Origin of the sequence: Segatella copri (genome assembly GCF_009494395.1) — a bacterium.
Classification (GTDB): Bacteria; Bacteroidota; Bacteroidia; order Bacteroidales; family Bacteroidaceae; genus Prevotella.
Genome location: NZ_VZCB01000083.1, coordinates 1 through 18,580, shown reverse-complemented (window position 1 = coordinate 18,580; position 18,580 = coordinate 1). Strand labels below are relative to the sequence as shown.

The following is an 18,580-nucleotide window of genomic DNA, read 5'->3' as shown; positions in this document are numbered from 1 at the left end:
TTTAAGGAGTTATTTGATGAGTGCAGCAAGATAATTTAAGCCTGAATAGGGTTGATAGAAAGAAATCATCCTATCCAGGCTTAATTTTTTATCTTCTTCTTCCTCTGCCTTCGTTTCTTCCCTGATTTCCACGATTGCCTCCACGCTCGTTCTTGTCACCGCTGTTATAACGGTTCTTGCGATTGTGGTTGTCGTTATCGAAATTAGGATTGAAACTCTTTTTCTTCTTATCCTTGAAGAAACCGGCATTTGGGTCTTTCTGATTACGGAGTTCGGCTCTTGCTGCTGCTACCGCATCGCGGATGTTTGCATTCGTGGGTTTGCCTGACTTGAGAGATTTTCCGTTATTGAGGTATTTCTCTTCGTCATAGCATCCTACATTGCCGTAACCCTTTGGGGCAAAGCGGTCTGAAGTATTTCTTCCACGACCTCTGCCAGCGTTTGCTTCTGGAACATTTCTGCCGGCTCCACGCTTGCCTTTAGCTCCTCTGCCAACCCCCGGATTATCATAGGTAGATCCAATAGCCTTGTCATCGTAATTGGTTTTCTTTCCCTTGAATCCGCGGTCAAAACTCTTCTTGTCGTAGAGCTTGTCGATGAGGTCGGCTCTGCCGATGCGGCGAAGTTCACTTTCGATGGCACGGCGCTCCTCAGGCTTATACCAGAAGAAGAACATGCGCTGGGCAAGCTTTTCCTTCTGTGTCTTGGCACTGAATACTGGTTCCAATGTATATGGATCATATCCCGTGTACCAGGTTTCCGTAGATATCGTCATTGGGGTAGGAGTGAAGTCCTGCACCTGCTCCAGATGGAAGTCGAGACCCTTGGTGATGACCGCCAGTTCCGCCATATCCTCTTCATGACAGCCCGGATGCGAACTGATGAAGTATGGAATGATCTGCTGGTTGAGTCCTTCTTCCTTGTTGATCTTGTCGAAGATGCGCTTGAACTCGTAGAACAGGTCGAACGATGGTTTGCGCATGAACTTCAGAACCTCTGGACTGGTATGCTCTGGTGCTACCTTCAATCGGCCGCTCACGTGCTTGGTAATCAGCTCGCGGGTATATTCCCTTGCTGCCTGGTTCACCTTCTCGTCCTTGCTCTTGTGCAGGAGCAGGTCGTAGCGCACACCACTACCGATGAAGCTCTTCTTGATGCCTGGCAGGGCATCTACGGCATGGTAAATCTCCAGCAGCTTGCTGTGGTCGGTATTCAGGTTCGGACAAATCTGTGGGTTCACACATGATGGTCGTTTACATACCTCGCAAGCTTTCTGATTCTTGCCATGCATGCCATACATATTAGCCGAAGGACCGCCCAGGTCGCTCAGATATCCCTTGAAATCAGGCATTTCGATGATTTTCTTTACCTCTTTCAGGATACTCTCCTTGCTTCGGCAAACCACGAACTTGCCCTGATGCGCCGAAATGGTACAGAACGAGCAACCGCCGAAGCAGCCGCGATGCAGGTTTACGGAGAACTTGATCATCTCGTATGCCGGAATGGTCTTGCCTTTGTACTTAGGATGAGGCAAACGGGTATAAGGCAGGTCGAAGGCGGCATCCAGTTCCTCAGTGGTCATCAGCGGGAACGGTGGATTCACCACCACATACTTGCCGTCGGTCTCCTGAATCATGCGCTGGGCATGCATCTTGTTGGCTTCTTCCTCCAGATGGCGCACGTTCTCTGCCTGTCCCTTCTTGTTGTGAAGGCACTCCTCATGACTGTGCAGGATGATGTCATCGTCCTTGAATCCGCCCGGAATGTCCTTCTCCTTGCAGTAGAAAGCCACCTGCGGCATCTCGTGAATCTGGTCCATGGTCTTGCCTTCGGCGAAGGCGTTGGCAAGTTCCACGATAGAGCGTTCGCCCATACCATAGAGGATGAGGTCGGCACCCGAATCGCAGAGGATGCACTTGCGGAGCTCATCCTTCCAGTAGTCGTAGTGACTGATGCGGCGCAACGAAGCCTCAATACCGCCCAGTGCTACAGGTACGTCGGGATAGAGTTTCTTCAGTATCTGTGTATAGACGATAGACGGATAGTCGGGGCGCATGTCGTGACGGGAGTCGGGGCTGAAAGCATCTTCGCTGCGCATTCGGCGGTTTGCCGTGTAGCGATTCACCATCGAGTCCATAGCTCCCGGAGATACACCGAAGAAGAGGCGAGGACGACCGAGCTTCTTGAAGTCACGGAAGTCGCCATGCCAGTCGGGCTGTGGAACGATGGCTATACGATAGCCGTTTGCCTCCAGGATTCTTCCGAGGATAGCCGGTCCGAAGGATGGATGATCTACGTAGGCATCTCCCGAAAAGAGGATGACGTCCAGTTCATCCCATCCTCTGAGTTCGCACTCCTTCTTGGTGGTTGGTAGGAAGTCTGTTAACTTATAATCCATTCAAAATTATTTAATCATTTACTGCATCAGGTTCTGCTCCTGCAGCTTCTTCTGCTGCCTTCTTGTCCTTCCAGTCTACGTAGAGCAATACGAGATTGTGGAGACCGAGAGCCTTCATGTTCTGATGGAAGATTACGTCGAGGCAGAGGTCGAGCAACGCCTTGTCCTTGATGTCGCTGCTCTCCAGGAGAGAACGAACATTGAACTTCAACTTGTCGAGCACTTCCTCGTCGATGATACCATTGCTATCTACGAGGTTGCGGAGCAACTGATACTTGTCAATAGTCTCTAAATGCTGGTCGCTCACTTCGATAGAGCGTGTGCCAGACTGGTTTGCTTGAATTTTATACATATCCTTTTTTACTTTGAACTTTGAACCTTGAACTTTGAACTTTATGATTTGCAAAGTTTGCTCAAATTGTTATTATTATGTTTATTCTTTTATTCTCCTATTCCGTTAAGAAATTGATTATTCTGTCAGGAACTTGAGGATTCCCAGCATGATGCTGTTGCGGGTTTTCTCATCGATGATACATTCCAATGGGAATCCCATGACGAAGGTTCGATAGCTGGAACTCTTGTATGCTACGGCAGCACTGGTTCCTGAGGTATATTGCATCGCAGTGAAGGCTTTGGAGCCAGCTGGATTTAATATCTCGGGATGGGTGGTGGCGTAGTGGCGATCATTCAACTGACTGTAATAGTTGAACTCCATCCCCATGCCTGCCACACTATCCGTAGTATACACGATACTATCTCGTTCCGTGATGGTGGAATCTTCCGGGTTGATGTCCTGTACGATGAATTTGGTGCCCGTAGGCTCATAATTCACCTTGAGAATGTCATTCATGAAGGTTTGCTCCTCTTCAGTCTGCATGTCGCTTCCGTTATACGAACCGCTGATGAGCATCTTGCCTCCACTGAGTGCATAATAGGTGATGCGTTTCTGCAGGGCAGGGGTGAATGTCTTGTAATATTCACGGGTATAACCATCATTTCGCTCCAGACCGTTGATAAGGTCTACTGCCTGATAGTTTTCCATCCTAACCTTGCCATTGGCGACTGCTTCGCTGGAACAGCTGGCAATGTTGTATTTGTTTGCCAAAGCGATGCTCTGGGCATGGCTTACTACATAGTTGAAATCATTGCCAGCCACAAACTTTCCTATCATCTCATTGCCGCAATAACCTAGTCCGTTGGTGGTTTCCTGTCCCATCCTGTTAATATCGAAGCTGGTCTGCTTTCCGCTCCATCCGGCTGTAAGTCCATAGCTGACACCTGGGTCTTTGTCGAAATCGAAACCTTGGATATAATCATTGTCTTCTACTTGTGGTGAAGCGAGACGATGAAAGTTGTTGACAACCAATACCGACTTCGTAGCTGTTGGATTGTAGAGTGCCGAGAGCGTTTCGGTTGGGAAGCTCTCGCCACCAGCGTTAAGGGCAGCCACCTTGAAACTATATAGTTTGCCTGGTTCCATCTTGATTTGACAGTTGGGACGTCTTACAACGGTTCCGTTGTCAAAACCTCCCTTGCCTTCAGCCTTATATACAATATATCGGGTAGGGCGTGCAGAAGGTTCGATGGAATCGAGCTGTGGAGTCCAGGAAAGATTTGCAAAATTATCATCCAGTTCTACGCTGAAGTTCTTGGGAGCCAGCGGCTGAACCACGTATGGCTTGTCATGATTGCTGTTTATATATCTCAAGATGGTCTTGTAGATAGACCGGGCAATGGCAAATTTTCCCATCGGGTCCTGTGCGATACGCATGTCCGGGAAACTCTGATGAGAGAGCATCTCGAGGATGGCGGAAGGAACCTCGGGCAGGCGAGTCTCCGAATAGTTGCGGTCCCATAGATAGCGCTTGCCAAACTCGCCATAGATAGCACTGATATCTGTTACCAGATTATCACGCAGTGCTCTGGCAAAATCCTTGGAAGCCATTCTGGATACACCGCTGTTCAGCATACCATCGTTGAAATCGGTGGTGCAGATAGAGAGTGCGCCCCAGGTTGACTTACCGTCCCTGTTATATCCTGCATCGCTATGTAGTGCCAGCGAGAGTTCGATAGGAACTTTTTTTCCTTCCAAAGCAGGCATGTATACACTGCCGCCACCCAGCCAGTTGGTCATCAGAGAGCGGGTGTTGATGTCATCTGCATAGTCGTTCTTGCCTTCTCTTCCACTGTAAACCTTGTAGGGTGCTCCGGCCCACTGAGCGTAATATCTCGCTCCTTCCAGGCAGCGGGGCAGTTCGCTCAGATTGCCTTCGCGTTCTATATTGCCCATACCGCCACCAAAGCGTACGGCATCTGTGGTTACTATGCCTCTCTTGGAAGACTGGTTGGTACATACCACCCGGTTGAACTCATTGCATCCACGGTCGAAATCGAAGGTGCCGAGGTATACCCAGGTTCCGCCACCCATCTTCTGGTTGACGGTGAATTCTGTTTTTTCTCCCTTATGATAGACGATGTATCTTGCATCGCTCACGCTCTTGGGTACCGTCTGGTAACTGACATAAACCGCATATTTTCCTTCTTCAGGGAAACGGGGCTGATAGCTGACCTGGCTGAATTTCTTCCGCTTGGTAGCTTTGGCTTTTCTTGCCGTACCCATGCGGAAAGGATTCTCGCCATCGCTGTATACGTTCTGCTTGTTGGCAAAGCCTACAGAGTCGCAATTGGTCCATTTCCTGCCGGTAGCCGATTCTTTGTAGCATACTGATTTTTCTGCATCATCGTTGTCTACAATGATTTCGTTCTTTTGCCAGTCTCTTTCGCGGGGTGTAAATACCACGGCACCTGCATTTTGCAACATTGGGATGAGATAAGGCACCACAATGGTTTGGGTGAAGAGGTCTTCCGTTGTACAAAAGAGGTTGGGGCGTTGCCATTTCCAACGGCGGAGGTCATTGCAATAATAGCGGCCGTGGGAAGCCCATAAAGAGATATGCCGGTTGGACAGACCTGCTGTTGGGAAATAAGGACGGGAGGCATTGAATACCCATGGGTCGTCATCGTAATCTATACCTTCCCAAGCCAGGCTGTTGCCTTCATCGTAGGTAGCAAAAGACGATTTGCCGTTAGCTTGGAATATAATTCCGGTAGCCAACAGCAAACTGCTTACTAAACAATATGTTATATGTTGATGTTTCACTTTTCTTTTTAACCCTCTTTTTTTAGTCTACTTCGCCAATGGTGAACTTCTCTGGCTTCTTGCCTTTAAAGTCCTTGAAGTAGAGTTTTATCTCGCGCATGTCTTTATCTACATCTCCAGAAGGAATGACGACTTTGTTGCACTGGATAAGGCGACGCTGGAAGTCAACCCCGTAGAGATAGATAGGCAGACCAGCCTTGAGGGCAATGAAGTAAAAGCCCTTTTTCCAGTCTGGATTCAGTGAGCGGGTGCCCTCTGGAGTAATGCAAAGTCCAAAGCTTTCGCGCTTCTTGGCTTCTTCTGCAAGGTTGTCGGTCATGCTGGTGTGCTTGCTGCGCCAAACCGGAATGCCTCCCATTCTGCGGAAGATGGGACCTAGAGGCCAGAAAAACCATTCTTTCTTCATGAGGAAATTGCACTTCATACCCTCTGCGTGTTCGAACAGCTGACCGAGAATCAAATCCCAGTTGCTGGTATGAGGAGCCAAGCAGATGATATACTTTTCAGGAAGTTCGAAGGCTACATCCTTTTTCCATCCCAAACGCTTGTACAATACCCACTGACAGATGTTTCTTATCATTATTTTTTATGTTATATATAAAATAGGTGAAAAGAGGAGTCTTGGAAAGAAACTCCTCTTATTCCCTTATTTCTTTTAATTCTTTTCTCTTTCTACCGTGTCGCTATCACAAATTAGCGATTTGATCCACCACTTCGCTTACCTGCTTGTTGAAATCCTTAATCAAGTTCTGGTAATAGACGCCAGCCTTGATGCCAGGTTCCGGGTGAGAAACTCGGCTGATGAAATCGTTGTTAATCATCACCACTGAAGACAGAATTCCATCTACGTCTTCCTGACTCGGTTTGCCGTTATACAATGAGGCAGCTACAGTCTCAGCGAAAAGCTCGCTGGTGATGTAGTTAATAGTGCGTTTTAAATCTCTTTTGTTAGCCATATTATAATCTTTTAGTTAATAAATGATTCGAAATATTGGTCAAAGATAATCATTTTCTTTGTAAATCCAATATTTTTTCAGAAAAAATCTTCTTATTAACGCATTTTTAGCATTTTTCTTTCCGTATCTCGCAGAAAAACCTTAAATTTGCAGTGTTTTTGAAGTTTCAACTAATTAAATATTAATAAAAGAATTATGGAAAAAAGTGCATTGCAGATTGCAAGAGCTGCTTATCAGCCAAAGTTGCCAAAGGCGCTTCAGGGTCCTGTTAAGGCAGTTGAGGGTGCAGCAACTCAGTCAGTAGGTAACCAGGAAGAAATCAAGGCTCTCTTCCCTAACACATACGGTATGCCTGTTATTACTTTCGAGGCTGGCGAGGCTAAGGAACTCCCTGCTTTCAACGTAGGTGTTATCCTTTCTGGCGGTCAGGCTCCTGGCGGTCACAACGTTATCTCTGGTCTCTTCGACGGCGTGAAGTCTCTCAACCCAGCTAACAAGCTCTATGGCTTCATCCTCGGTCCTGGTGGTCTCGTTGATCACAAGTATATGGAGATTACTTCTGAGCTCATGGACGAGTACCGCAACACTGGTGGTTTCGATATCATCGGTTCTGGCCGTACCAAGTTGGAGAAGGAAGACCAGTTTGAGAAGGGTATCGAGATCCTCCGTGAGCTCGGTATCAAGGCGCTCGTTATCATCGGTGGTGACGATTCTAACACCAATGCTTGCGTTCTCGCTGAGTACTATGCTGCCAAGAAGTATGGCGTTCAGGTAATCGGTTGTCCTAAGACTATCGACGGTGACTTGAAGAACGAGCAGATTGAGACTTCTTTCGGTTTCGATACAGCATGTAAGACATATTCTGAGCTCATCGGTAACATCGAGCGCGACTGTAACTCTGCACGCAAGTACTGGCACTTCATCAAGTTGATGGGTCGTTCAGCTTCTCACATCGCTCTTGAGTGCGCACTCCAGACTCAGCCAAACATCTGCTTGATTTCTGAGGAGGTAGAGGCTAAGGAAATGTCACTTGACGATGTTGTTACTTATATTGCAACTGCAGTAGCTAACCGTGCTGCTGAGGGCAACAACTTCGGTACTGTTCTCATCCCAGAGGGCTTGATCGAGTTCATCCCAGCTATCAAGAAGCTTATCGCAGAATTGAACGAGGTTCTTACAGACCCTGCAACAGGCGAGAGCCGTGAGTTTGCAAGTGCTGAGGAGCAGATTGCATTCGTTAAGGGTGCCATCGCTAAGGACAACCTCGCTGTATTGGAGTCTTTGCCAGCTGACGTAGCTCGCCAGCTCTGCCTCGACCGTGACCCTCACGGAAACGTACAGGTTTCTCTCATCGAGACAGAGAAGTTGCTCTCTCGTATGGTAGCTGAGAAGTTGGCTGCTTGGAAGAAGGAGGGTAAGTTCGTTGGTAAGTTCTCAGCTCAGCACCACTTCTTCGGTTACGAGGGACGTTGCGCAGCTCCTTCTAACTACGATGCAGACTACTGCTACTCACTCGGTTTCAACGCATCTCGCCTCATCGCTAACGGCAAGACTGGTTACATGTCAGTTATCAAGAACACAACAGCTCCTGCTGCTGAGTGGATTGCTGGTGGTGTGCCTATCACAATGATGATGAACATCGAGCGTCGTAACGGTGCCAACAAGCCAGTTATCCGCAAGGCTCTCGTAGAGCTCGACGGTGCTCCATTCAAGTTCTTCGCTTCTAAGCGTGAGCAGTGGGCTAAGGAGACAGCTTATGTATATCCAGGTCCTATCCAGTACTGGGGTCCATCTGAGGTTTGCGACCAGACCACAAAGACTCTCCAGTTGGAGCAGGCTAAGTAAGAAATATGTTTCTGATGATTCAGGAATAAACATTCTTATATAGGTGCTAGATTCTTCTAGCCGACCTTTAGGGAGGGGATGTCTTGCCGTAGGCTGTATAGCCATGCATGCACCTCCTCCCTCTTTTTTATATATAATTCATTATCATGGTAAACAAACAAACTAGCAACAACAACAAACGTGGTGGAGCGAAGAAAACTTCTTCTTCCCCGGTCAGAACCACGACGAAGCGACCTGCCCGTAGACGTAGGTCCAGACGTTCGTCGGGGCTTTGGAGCCGTTATCCCCGTTGGGCTTGGTGGATTGGCGGAATAGCAGTTGTTGTACTGTATGTTTTTTTGTTTTACCATTTCTTCGTAGGTCCTACCGGTTTTAGATGGCGTGCGCTTTATGGTGATGAGGTATATCCTGAAGGATATGAAATTCATGGCATAGATATCTCTCATTATCAGGGAGATATAGATTGGGAGCAGCTTAAGAATGCAATGATTAAGGGATGCCCTGTGCGTTTTGTCATCATTAAGAGCACTGAGGGCTCCAGCAGGTTGGATGAGAATTTCCGTTCTAATTTCAATCAGGCTCGCGATTTTGGTTTTATCCGTGGTGTATATCATTTCTGGAGCAATAAATCTACGGCTCGTGAACAGGCTTATTATTTCCTGCAGCAAGTGCATCTTACCGATGGAGATTTGCCGCCGGTGCTTGACATCGAGCACAAACCGGATGATAAGAGCGTGGAGGATTTTCAGCGTGATGTACTTACGTGGTTGCATATCGTAGAAGACAGGTATCATGTGAAGCCTATCATCTATACTTATTATAAGTTTAAGGAGCAATACCTAAGTGCGCCGGTTTTTGATGATTATCCTTATTGGATAGCCCATTATTATGTGGACAAGGTGCAATACAAGGGCAAATGGAAGTTCTGGCAGCATACGGATGCTGGTAAGTTGCCAGGCATCAAGGGATATGTAGATTTTGATATCTACAATGGAAGTTATTACGACTTGAAGCAATTGTGCATAGGAAGTAATAACAATGAGAAAATATTTAACGAGTAACGGAATGTGTAAGGTGTAATTCATCATGTACAATGAAAAATGTACTTTATGAATTACACCTTATATTTTTACTGTTGATAGGGTAATCTGATGCTCTGGCTTTTCTATTCCCCAAGTACCAGGCATGCCCAGTTGTTGTCAACATGACGGTTGGTTTCGTGAAGTCCAAGCTCTGCAGCATTTTCCAGCAAAACAGGAATGTCCTCTTCGTAGAATCCGCTGAGTATCAGAGAGCCACCAATGTTCATGACACTGCGGAACAGTTTCATGTCTTCAAGCAGGATGTTGCGGTTGATGTTTGCCATCACCACATCAAATACACCGCTGACATGGTTGAGAACGCTGCTGTTTCCGAAGAATACTTCCATATTGTCAACACCATTGAGGACAGCATTATGTTTGGCATTCTCAACGCTCCATTCGTCGATGTCATATCCTACAACATCTTTGGCTCCCAGTTTGGAAGAGGTGAGTCCCAAAATGCCGGTTCCGGTACCGCAATCCAGAATGCGTTTGGTCTTGATAGGCATCTGGAGTAATTGCGAGATAATCATACGGGTAGTCTCATGATTTCCTGTACCGAAGGCAAGTTTTGCTTCAATACCAATCTCGATGATGTCAGGGCGGTTACTTGTGTCCGGATAGAGTTCTGGATGCTTGGCATCGTATATAACAACCTGGTCGTCCACAAAAATAGGAGCGAATCCTTGTTCCTCCCATTCCTGATTCCAGTCTTTGTCCTCGGCATCCTGGATGTCATAGGTGATTTGGGTATCCATGATAGGAAAATCAGAGAGATAGGCATCAAGCGCCTCCTTATCGAAAAGGTCTTTCTGTACGTATGCCTCCATGCCTGTTTCCGTTTCCTCGAACGATTCGAATCCAGCCTCGGCAGCTCCGTCGGCAAGGAGGTCGCGAGCTGCTTCCATCAGGTCGGGAGCGGTCTCAATATTGAATGATGCTACTAAGTATTTCATGCCTTTTTTATGTGTATAAATGTTGAAAAACGTTTGAATTCATTTAATTTTTCTGCAAAATTATAAAAAATAGGGGAAATCCTACCATTATTTAGGGTTTTTCTGTACTTTTGCAGTAAGATATGCAATATTTTTGCATTATGATTATTATATTTATATAAATAATAACCCAAAATGGAGCAAAAACTCCATATCAAAATAGGAGAATAGTAAAATGAAAAAGATGTATCTTCTAGCAGTCCTCATGGCAGCAACCATGCCTTTTACGGCAATGGCGCAGGACGATGACCTCTACTTCAATCCAAAGGAAGAGGCCAAGAAGCAAGCTGAGCATCGTGCGCAATTACAGCGTGCTTATGCCGAGCAGAAAGCACGTAGAGACAGTATATATGCCTTGTACTGGAGTGGAAGCAACCGAAGCGTGGATGAATATAACCGCGGTGGTAGATTCTTGAGTCATTATGAGAATGTAGGGAAAGATTCCCTGGGTAATGATATCATCCAGTTTCATGTAGGAAAGGGGGTTGCTCCTGACAGTATCTATGATGATGCTTATTTTGCACAGAAATATGCTGACCCGGAAGAAGACTTCAGCCGTACTCGGGAAATGAGCCGTTGGGATGGATATTATGATCCTTGGTTCTATGACTATTACGGCTATGGTCCTTATTACTGGCGCAGCCGTATGTGGGGATGGCACAATCCTTGGCGTTACGGATATTATGCCGGCTGGTATGATCCTTGGTTTGACCCTTGGTACGATCCATGGTATTATGGCTATGCTGGTTGGTATGGTGGCTGGTACAGTCCATGGTATTATGGCTGGTGTGGATATTACAATCCATGGTATTGGGGTGGCCCTATGATAGGTCATGTAAGTTATGGCGGATTTGCTGGCAATAAGCGTTATAACAACCCGGGCCGTATCGATGGTTCTAATCATCAGTTTACTGGCATTGCTGGTAATAAGCGCAATACTTATTCGCGCCGAAGTGGTTCTAATCGCAGCTTTGGTCAGCACCAGAATAACGGCAACTACAACAATAACAACTCTTCTTGGGGTAGTCGCGGCAATTCAGGCTTTGGTAACAGTGGTGGTAGCTTCGGAGGTGGTAGCTTCAGTGGCGGTGGCCGTTCCGGTGGCGGTAGCTTCGGTGGCGGTGGCGGTCACTCTGGTGGCGGCAGCTTCGGTGGAAGAAGATAAAATGATAACAATAATTAGTATTTGAGAAGATTATGAATAATTTAAAACATATATTCTTTGCCAGTATGCTCATGGCTAGCATGACTGCTGCTGCGCAAGAAACTTATCAGGACGCTAAGTTGGCTGCACCCCAGCTTACTGGTACTGCCCGCTATGTGGGTATGGGTGGTGCTATGGAAGCTTTGGGTGCCGATATTTCCACTATCAGCAGTAACCCTGCTGGTGTTGGTCTTTTCCGTAGAAGTCAAGTGACTCTTACTGCAGGAGTTATTGCTCAGACAGACGCAGAGAATTATACGGAATACAATGCTTCTACTATTACCTTTAATGGTAAGAAGAGTCATCCTACCTTTGATCAGGTGGGTATCGTATGGAGTCCGAAAAACAAAGGTACCAATTGGCTGAATCTGGCTTTCAATTATCATAAGAGTGCTGATTTTGGACAAATTCTGAATGCTGCCGGAGCATTGAAGGATGTTTCTCTTAATAAGATAACCGCAGCTAAGAATTTCAAGGAGTATGCGGGGTGGACCAGTCAGGACGCCAACCTTGGTGGATATAAGGATAATTCCGGAAAATATCAGCCTGGTTTGTTTACTGTTCCTACCGATGGTGGCTTGGCTTATGCTGAGGCTAATCAGTATTTGTTTGGTCAGTATCAGCATGGTTATATCGGTACCTATGATTTCAATATCAGTGGATCGCTTAATAATCAGGTTTGGCTGGGTCTGACCATCGGTCTTCATGACGTTCATTACAACAGTAATTCCTTTTATTCCGAAAACTTCGTTGACGGCAATATAATGGATTCTTTTGAACAGCTGAAGATTACAGGTACTGGATTTGATGTGAAGGCAGGTGTTATCTTCCGTCCTGTCAAGGATTCTCCTTTCCGTATTGGTGCTTATTTCAATAGCCCTATCTTCTATGATCTTACGGTTAGTGGTGATAATGATATTAGTATTTGGGGAAACAATGATCCTGCTACCTATGAGGAAAAAGATGGAAGTCAGCAGCCTTGTTATGTCAAGGGTGATAGAGGTCAGAGTATAGATTATGATTTCCGTCTCAATACACCATGGAAGGTGGGTGCCAGCTTGGGCCATACAGTAAGTAATTATCTGGCTCTTGGTGCAACTTATGAGTATGCATGGTACGACCATATGGATAACCGTGTAAAAGATGGCGGTTATTATGATGCTTATTGGGGAGACTATTATGAGAGCAGTAGCAGTGACGAGGCTATGAATAACGATACCCGGTTGAATCTGCAAGGTGTAAGCACCTTGAAGTTGGGTGCAGAGATCAAGCCTGTTGACATGTTGTCTGTCCGATTGGGTTATAATTACGTATCGCCAATGTATAAGGATAATGCCTTGCGTGATCAGACATTTGATAGCAATGGTGTTTATATAGCTTCTTCTGCCGATTATACCAACTGGAAGGCGATGAATCGTTTCACTTTGGGTGTAGGTTTCAATTACCAGAATCTGGCTATAGATGTAGCTTATCAGTATTCTACTCAGAAGGGAGATTTCTATCCATTCGAAAGTTTCTCAGATATGGGTTGTTCTGTTAAGGCTACTCAGGTAGAGAATAATCGTCATCAATTATTGATGACAGTAGGCTATAAGTTTTAAATAATGTAAAATTTAGAGATATTTTGGACAAACCGATAAAAAAAAGTATAATTTATTTGGTTGTTTCAAATATTTGTTCTATCTTTGCATTGCAATTAGGATAAGAGGCGGTTCTTATCCGGTGTTTAAATTACAAAAGACTTTTGAGGTTCTCTATGTAGAGTTTCTCATAAGAAAATGATATTAGTTTTTTTAGTGGTTAATTTAGTTTTAGTAAGTATGTGATAGGATCTGTTGTGAAACAGGTCCTATTTTTTGTTGCTGGTAGTCGTGTATGTATATAGTGAAAGCAGCGGGGTGAAGTGAGGGGATGATATAAAACAAAAAAGCATTTCCAAAAAGGAAACGCTTCTCTTTGTACACCCTTAGGGATTCGAACCCTAGACCCACTGATTAAGAGTCAGTTGCTCTACCAACTGAGCTAAGGGTGCAACTTTTAATGATTGCTTGTGTAATCAAAAGAAGTGATTCCGCAAGGATTCAAACCTTGAACCTCTTGATCCGTAGTCAAGTGCTCTATTCAGTTGAGCTACGGAACCATTTCTTTAGCTTATTCTCAAGTTGTACACCCTTAGGGATTCGAACCCTAGACCCACTGATTAAGAGTCAGTTGCTCTACCAACTGAGCTAAGGGTGCATCTTCTTGATAGCCTCATTTCTGAATTGCGAGTGCAAAGGTACTACATTTTTTTGATTCCACCAAATTTTTTCGCAACTTTTTTCTATTTTTTTTATTTTCTTTCTTAGTGAAGGTACCCAGTAGGTGTTTACAACCCTTATGATTGACCCCTGACAGTCGGTAGGTGCCGGAAGGTAATGTGCTGATATTTACCTGGTTATTGTTAATGAAGTATCTCTTGATTACCGTTCCTTGGAGCGTTTCAACCTCTGCAATCTTTGCATCCATTATTTTTGTAGTTTCTCCGAGGATTATCTTGTTGTCGTTGCAAACTAAGATTTTGGCTGCACCATAATGTTGGTGATTTCTTAGGATGTCGGCCTGATATTCTTGGGTTGCAGTGCTCTCTATGCCATATCCATCAGCAGAAGTGACGGCAAAATAGAGAGGATGTTCATCGGTATCTACATTTCCGGTGATGCTGATATGGGTTCCTTGATGTCGTGCAGCTATCAGATTACGGGCATCAGTGATGTCTACGGGGTAGGTTCTACTCGCATATACATTATTATATATATAAGGTGTAGTGATTTTGCTGCCATCCGTATATGTATTTACATTGCTCCATGATAAGCATAACTTTTCGCCAGCCTTAGCAACTTTGAACTGTTGAGGCTGTGAAGGCTGTTTGTTGCTTGCCCATGTCATCGGTGGAACGAGTGCAGGATATGGATTAAACTGAGTCGTGAAATCCAGGATGCCTTGTCTGTTGTCGAGCAGGAATTTGTTGCGGAAGAATGCGTAGCCCATTCCCAGGTTGCGGGTATGCTGCATTTCTGCCGTGATGTCTTTGATATTCCATTTGCCTTCACGTGGGTCAAGGAAGTAGATACCAAGGCCTGGAACCACAATCTTGCCGTGGCTCTGTTCCTGCCAGTCGATAGCAAAAGGATAGAAATGCTCATCTCTAAAGTACATCATAGGGAAGAGTTCATCCATCAAGCCATCCCGTAACCAGCCTTGCGCATCTTGGCAAACTTTGGTGTTGGCATTCCAGCCGTGGCTCCAATATCTGCTCAAGTCATCATATTTACCCACAGGTGAACAGCTCATCTTGATCCAGGGTTTCTGTGATTTGACTGCGTCGTTGATCTTTTGTACGATATTGGTTATATACCGTCTGCCTTGTTCTCTGCTTACCTTGATGTTCCAGGTTTCTGGATAACGGATATAATCTAGGTGGATTCCATCTACATTATATCTGTTAGAGATTTCTCGGCATATTTGAGCAAGATAGTTGCCGGTACGACTGTCTTCTGGATTCATGTAGCCGTCGGCACCAATTTTGCGAATCAGGCCGGGAAACTTGGTTCGGAGTTTTTTGCAACCCAATGCATTCCATTTACCGACAGGGATAGTTACTATCCAAGCGTGAAGTTCCATGCCACGTTTGTGACATTCGTCGATGGCAAACTGTAATGCATCGTAGCCTGGACTTCTGCCGGGAAATCCGGAAAGGCAACCATCCCATGGCTCGTAGTCGGAGGGATATATCATGGTTCCTCTTATGCGGGTTTGCAGAAGCACGGTATTGATATGTGCTTTTTGCAGGCGGTCAAGGATAGAACGAAGCTCTTGCTTCTGTTTCTCTGCTGATAGAGATGACTGAGCGTATGAATGCGGCCAGTCTATGCCGCCGATAGTTGTGAGCCATACGGCACGCACTTCGTGCTTGGGAGCTTGGTCGTTGAATACGATGCTAGTTGCTTTTTGTGTAGGTTCCTTGTATGTGTAGCTCTGTGCTTTTGAAGGCAAAACAGAGCACAAAAGGAAGAAAAATATCTTAATTCTGTGCATAATCTTACAATTTGGCAACAAAGATACAGATATTTTTCCGTATTTCAAATAAAAATAGTACTTTTGCCATTGAATAATTAAAAAACATGTGATTTAATCACAAAATAGGAGAGAATTTTAAAAAAAATAAAAGAAAATGGTCAGTTTTATCATTAGTTTAGTGGCTCTTGTCTTGGGCTACATGCTTTATGGAAAATTTGTGGCGAAAGTGTTCGGTCCTGACGACCGTCCTACGCCAGCAGTGACCAAAGCCGATGGTGTCGACTTCATGGTACTGCCAAGTTGGAAAATCTTTATGATTCAGTTCCTCAATATTGCGGGAACGGGACCAATTTTTGGCGCCATCATGGGTGCGTGGTATGGACCGGTGGCTTATCTGTGGATCATCTTCGGATGTATCTTTGCAGGAGCCATGCACGATTATATGAGTGGTATGCTCAGTATCCGTAATGGCGGTGCTGGATTGCCAGAGTTGGTGGGCAAGTATCTCGGCGGAACCACCAAGAAGGTGATGCTGGTATTCTCTGTATTGCTTTTGATGATGGTGGGTGCTGTATTTGTGTACAGCCCTGCTGTGATATTGAAAGATATATGGGGCAGTCAGATGATGTGGATATTGGTTATCTTCCTTTATTATATCATAGCAACATTGTTGCCTATTGATAAGATTATCGGTAAGGTATATCCTCTCTTCGCTTTTTCGCTTCTGTTTATGGCAGGAGCGTTGATGATCGGTTTGTTCTTGAAATGGCCTACATTGCCAGAACTTTGGAGCAATTTGAGTGATTCCAATCTGAACGAGAATCCGGCATGGTTGGGTGCCGAGGGATATATGGCTGTCAATCCGTTGTTCCCTTGCCTCTTCATTACCATTGCATGTGGCGCCATCAGTGGTTTCCATGCTACTCAGAGTCCGTTGATGGCTCGTTGCATGAAGAATGAGAAGATGGGACGTCCTATATTCTACGGAGCGATGATTACCGAGGGTGTTGTTGCTTTGATTTGGGCTACGGTCTCCATGTACTTCTTCTACTATGGAGGATGGCGTGAATGCGTATCTCCTGAGGTGGCTCAAGAGTTTATTGCGCAGGCTGATGGAGGTAAGTCTCTCCTTCAGAATTTCACAGCTCCACAAGTGGTAAAGCTGGTTTGTTCCAGTTGGCTTGGTGTAGCTGGTGGTATCCTTGCACTGTTGGGAGTTGTAGCCGCTCCTATCACGAGTGGTGATACAGCTTTGAGAAGTGCACGCCTTATCATTGCTGAGTTTATCGGATTGGAACAGCGCTCTATGCGTAAGCGATTATATGTCTGCATACCATTGTTTGCTGCTACAGTGGGCATTCTGGTATGGCAGATGGAGAATCCGGATGGATTCAATATCATTTGGCAGTATTTCGGATGGGCTAATCAGACTTTGTCTGTGTTCACCCTTTGGACTATAACTGTTTATCTGGTACAGCAGAAGAAACCGTTTATTATCACCTTGGTACCTGCCCTGTTTATGACAGTGGTTTGCTCTACCTTCCTGTTGATATCTCCACAGGCGTTAGGACTTGATGGTACTCTCGGCTATTCGGGTAGTGTCATTATCCTGGTGGTAGCATTGGTATGGTTCTTCTCTTGGTTTAAGAAAAGAAATAAATAATATTAACTAATACACATTATTATGCGTATAAAAAAAATAGCTGTTGTGGCATTGGGTCTGATGGTATCTGTTGGAGCTCATGCCCAGTTTGAAAGTGGAAAACAATATTGTGGTGCGTCATTGACGGGCTTGAATTTGAGTTATAATGGCTCAGAGGAACTCAGCCTTGGTATTCAGGCTAAGGCTGGTTATTTTTTCGAAGACGATATGATGCTTCTGGCACAGGCTGAGTATAAGCATTCTGGCTTGGAGGGCGTGAAGGATTATTGGGCCTTGGGCGCTCAGGGCAGATATTATATCGAGCAGAATGGTATTTATCTGGGGGCTGGCGTGAAGTTGATTCATACCGGCAGTTATAATGATGTGATGCCTGGTGTTGAGGTAGGATATGCATTCTTCGTGAGTAAGCAGGTTACCATAGAACCTGCAGTGTATTATGATCAGAGTTTTAAGAATCATTCCGATTATTCTACTGTAGGCGTGAAGGTCGGAATAGGTATTTATTTGTAATAGAATATGCAGCAACAGTTTTCATCGGCATTGCTGGAGAAGGCGGTGGCTGAGTTTGCTAAGCTACCGGGCGTAGGGCGTAAGACCGCCTTGCGCCTTGTGCTTTTTATGCTCCGCCAGAGTGGGGAAGAGGTTGAACAGTTTGTCAATTCTATCTCCAAAATGAAGCGTGAAGTAAAGTATTGTCGCGTATGCCATAATATCAGTGATACGGATGTATGTCCAATCTGCTCTGATTCACGTCGGGATACTACTACGGTTTGTGTGGTAGAGAATGTGCAGGATGTATTGGCTGTAGAAAATACACAGCAGTTCCATGGTCTCTATCATGTGTTGGGAGGGATTATTTCACCGATGGATGGTATTGGACCTTCTGATATAGAAATAGAATCATTGGTGCAGCGTGTGGCAGCTGGAGGTATCAAGGAAGTAATCTTTGCGTTGAGCAGTACAATGGAGGGTGATACCACCAATTTCTACATTTCCCGTAAACTTGCTGATTTTCCGGTAAAACTATCGGTTATCGCCCGTGGTATCTCTGTGGGTGATGAATTGGAATACACGGATGAGGTTACGCTGGGTAGAAGCATTCTCAATCGTACTCCTTTCGAAAGATAGTTATATATAAAAGGTAATCAAATATTAAACTCTACCACTGCTGTCCCGTTTAGAAATCATCGGGCCTGAAAAGGCTAGGATATAGCCAAT

14 protein-coding genes and 3 tRNA genes are annotated in these 18,580 nt (G+C 45.3%); 7 read left to right on the top strand and 10 right to left on the bottom strand.

Annotated elements, in window-relative coordinates:
• Window positions 1–88: 88 nt before the first annotated feature.
• From F7D73_RS11705 to F7D73_RS11685, 5 genes are all read right to left on the bottom strand, one after another.
• Complete coding sequence (locus tag F7D73_RS11705) at window positions 89–2,398, bottom strand: YgiQ family radical SAM protein (protein WP_153124918.1); 2,310 nt, start codon at window positions 2,396–2,398, stop codon at window positions 89–91.
• Window positions 2,399–2,408: 10 nt separating this feature from the next.
• Complete coding sequence (locus F7D73_RS11700) at window positions 2,409–2,750, bottom strand: hypothetical protein (protein WP_153124916.1); 342 nt, start codon at window positions 2,748–2,750, stop codon at window positions 2,409–2,411.
• Window positions 2,751–2,867: 117 nt separating this feature from the next.
• A complete protein-coding gene (locus F7D73_RS11695) occupies window positions 2,868–5,558 on the bottom strand; it encodes a fibronectin type III domain-containing protein (RefSeq protein ID WP_367383716.1) in 2,691 nt (896 codons plus the stop codon).
• A 22-nt stretch (window positions 5,559–5,580) separates the two neighbouring features.
• Entirely contained in the window at window positions 5,581–6,138 is a 558-nt protein-coding gene (locus F7D73_RS11690; RefSeq protein ID WP_153124915.1) for a 1-acyl-sn-glycerol-3-phosphate acyltransferase, read from the bottom strand.
• A gap of 106 nt (window positions 6,139–6,244) precedes the next feature.
• Entirely contained in the window at window positions 6,245–6,514 is a 270-nt protein-coding gene (locus tag F7D73_RS11685) for a hypothetical protein (protein WP_153124913.1), read from the bottom strand.
• A 195-nt stretch (window positions 6,515–6,709) separates the two neighbouring features.
• On the opposite strand from F7D73_RS11685, the gene F7D73_RS11680 reads away from it, so the two are divergent.
• Both F7D73_RS11680 and F7D73_RS11675 read left to right on the top strand, forming a co-directional pair.
• On the top strand, window positions 6,710–8,359 hold the full coding sequence (locus tag F7D73_RS11680; RefSeq protein WP_153124911.1) for a diphosphate--fructose-6-phosphate 1-phosphotransferase: 1,650 nt from the start codon (window positions 6,710–6,712) through the stop codon (window positions 8,357–8,359).
• 146 nt (window positions 8,360–8,505) lie between these two features.
• On the top strand, window positions 8,506–9,420 hold the full coding sequence (locus F7D73_RS11675) for a glycoside hydrolase family 25 protein (RefSeq protein WP_153124909.1): 915 nt from the start codon (window positions 8,506–8,508) through the stop codon (window positions 9,418–9,420).
• A 104-nt stretch (window positions 9,421–9,524) separates the two neighbouring features.
• Here F7D73_RS11675 and prmA read toward each other — a convergent pair whose 3' ends face one another.
• A complete protein-coding gene (gene prmA / locus F7D73_RS11670) occupies window positions 9,525–10,397 on the bottom strand; it encodes a 50S ribosomal protein L11 methyltransferase (protein ID WP_153124907.1) in 873 nt (290 codons plus the stop codon).
• Window positions 10,398–10,611: 214 nt separating this feature from the next.
• On the opposite strand from prmA, the gene F7D73_RS11665 reads away from it, so the two are divergent.
• Together F7D73_RS11665 and F7D73_RS11660 are read left to right on the top strand one after the other, a co-directional pair.
• A complete protein-coding gene (locus F7D73_RS11665) occupies window positions 10,612–11,601 on the top strand; it encodes a hypothetical protein (protein WP_153124905.1) in 990 nt (329 codons plus the stop codon).
• Window positions 11,602–11,633: 32 nt separating this feature from the next.
• A complete protein-coding gene (locus F7D73_RS11660; protein WP_153124903.1) occupies window positions 11,634–13,241 on the top strand; it encodes an OmpP1/FadL family transporter in 1,608 nt (535 codons plus the stop codon).
• 358 nt (window positions 13,242–13,599) lie between these two features.
• Here F7D73_RS11660 and F7D73_RS11655 read toward each other — a convergent pair.
• From F7D73_RS11655 to F7D73_RS11640, 4 genes are all read right to left on the bottom strand, one after another.
• A tRNA-Lys gene (locus F7D73_RS11655) sits at window positions 13,600–13,672 on the bottom strand.
• A gap of 34 nt (window positions 13,673–13,706) precedes the next feature.
• Window positions 13,707–13,780: transfer RNA gene (locus tag F7D73_RS11650), tRNA-Arg, on the bottom strand.
• A 25-nt stretch (window positions 13,781–13,805) separates the two neighbouring features.
• Window positions 13,806–13,878 (bottom strand) — tRNA-Lys (locus F7D73_RS11645).
• A gap of 15 nt (window positions 13,879–13,893) precedes the next feature.
• Window positions 13,894–15,717, bottom strand: coding sequence for a glycoside hydrolase family 10 protein (locus tag F7D73_RS11640; protein WP_153124902.1), 1,824 nt, complete (start codon window positions 15,715–15,717; stop codon window positions 13,894–13,896).
• A gap of 136 nt (window positions 15,718–15,853) precedes the next feature.
• Between F7D73_RS11640 and F7D73_RS11635 the strand changes: the two genes are divergently transcribed.
• From F7D73_RS11635 to recR, 3 genes are read left to right on the top strand one after another with little or no spacing between them, the layout of a single operon-like run.
• Window positions 15,854–17,362 carry a carbon starvation CstA family protein gene (locus F7D73_RS11635; protein WP_153124900.1) on the top strand — a complete coding sequence of 503 codons (1,509 nt, stop codon included), beginning with the start codon at window positions 15,854–15,856 and terminating at the stop codon, window positions 17,360–17,362.
• A gap of 21 nt (window positions 17,363–17,383) precedes the next feature.
• Window positions 17,384–17,872, top strand: coding sequence for an outer membrane beta-barrel protein (locus tag F7D73_RS11630; RefSeq protein WP_153124898.1), 489 nt, complete (start codon window positions 17,384–17,386; stop codon window positions 17,870–17,872).
• Between the two features lie 6 nt (window positions 17,873–17,878).
• The gene (recR, locus tag F7D73_RS11625) at window positions 17,879–18,490 is read left to right on the top strand and encodes a recombination mediator RecR (RefSeq protein ID WP_153124896.1); all 612 of its coding nucleotides are present in this window, start codon (window positions 17,879–17,881) and stop codon (window positions 18,488–18,490) included.
• Window positions 18,491–18,580: the final 90 nt, after the last annotated feature.

What these genes read in the sequence shown, in the direction of transcription:
- F7D73_RS11665 (WP_153124905.1), top strand. Translation starts at nt 10,612, where the DNA reads ATGAAAAAGATGTATCTTCTAGCAGTCCTCATGGCAGCAACCATGCCT.
- F7D73_RS11680 (WP_153124911.1), top strand. Translation starts at nt 6,710, where the DNA reads ATGGAAAAAAGTGCATTGCAGATTGCAAGAGCTGCTTATCAGCCAAAG.
- recR (WP_153124896.1), top strand. Translation starts at nt 17,879, where the DNA reads ATGCAGCAACAGTTTTCATCGGCATTGCTGGAGAAGGCGGTGGCTGAG.
- F7D73_RS11630 (WP_153124898.1), top strand. Translation starts at nt 17,384, where the DNA reads ATGCGTATAAAAAAAATAGCTGTTGTGGCATTGGGTCTGATGGTATCT.
- F7D73_RS11690 (WP_153124915.1), bottom strand. Translation starts at nt 6,138, where the DNA reads ATGATAAGAAACATCTGTCAGTGGGTATTGTACAAGCGTTTGGGATGG.
- F7D73_RS11660 (WP_153124903.1), top strand. Translation starts at nt 11,634, where the DNA reads ATGAATAATTTAAAACATATATTCTTTGCCAGTATGCTCATGGCTAGC.
- F7D73_RS11685 (WP_153124913.1), bottom strand. Translation starts at nt 6,514, where the DNA reads ATGGCTAACAAAAGAGATTTAAAACGCACTATTAACTACATCACCAGC.
- F7D73_RS11675 (WP_153124909.1), top strand. Translation starts at nt 8,506, where the DNA reads ATGGTAAACAAACAAACTAGCAACAACAACAAACGTGGTGGAGCGAAG.
- F7D73_RS11705 (WP_153124918.1), bottom strand. Translation starts at nt 2,398, where the DNA reads ATGGATTATAAGTTAACAGACTTCCTACCAACCACCAAGAAGGAGTGC.
- F7D73_RS11635 (WP_153124900.1), top strand. Translation starts at nt 15,854, where the DNA reads ATGGTCAGTTTTATCATTAGTTTAGTGGCTCTTGTCTTGGGCTACATG.
- F7D73_RS11640 (WP_153124902.1), bottom strand. Translation starts at nt 15,717, where the DNA reads ATGCACAGAATTAAGATATTTTTCTTCCTTTTGTGCTCTGTTTTGCCT.
- prmA (WP_153124907.1), bottom strand. Translation starts at nt 10,397, where the DNA reads ATGAAATACTTAGTAGCATCATTCAATATTGAGACCGCTCCCGACCTG.
- F7D73_RS11700 (WP_153124916.1), bottom strand. Translation starts at nt 2,750, where the DNA reads ATGTATAAAATTCAAGCAAACCAGTCTGGCACACGCTCTATCGAAGTG.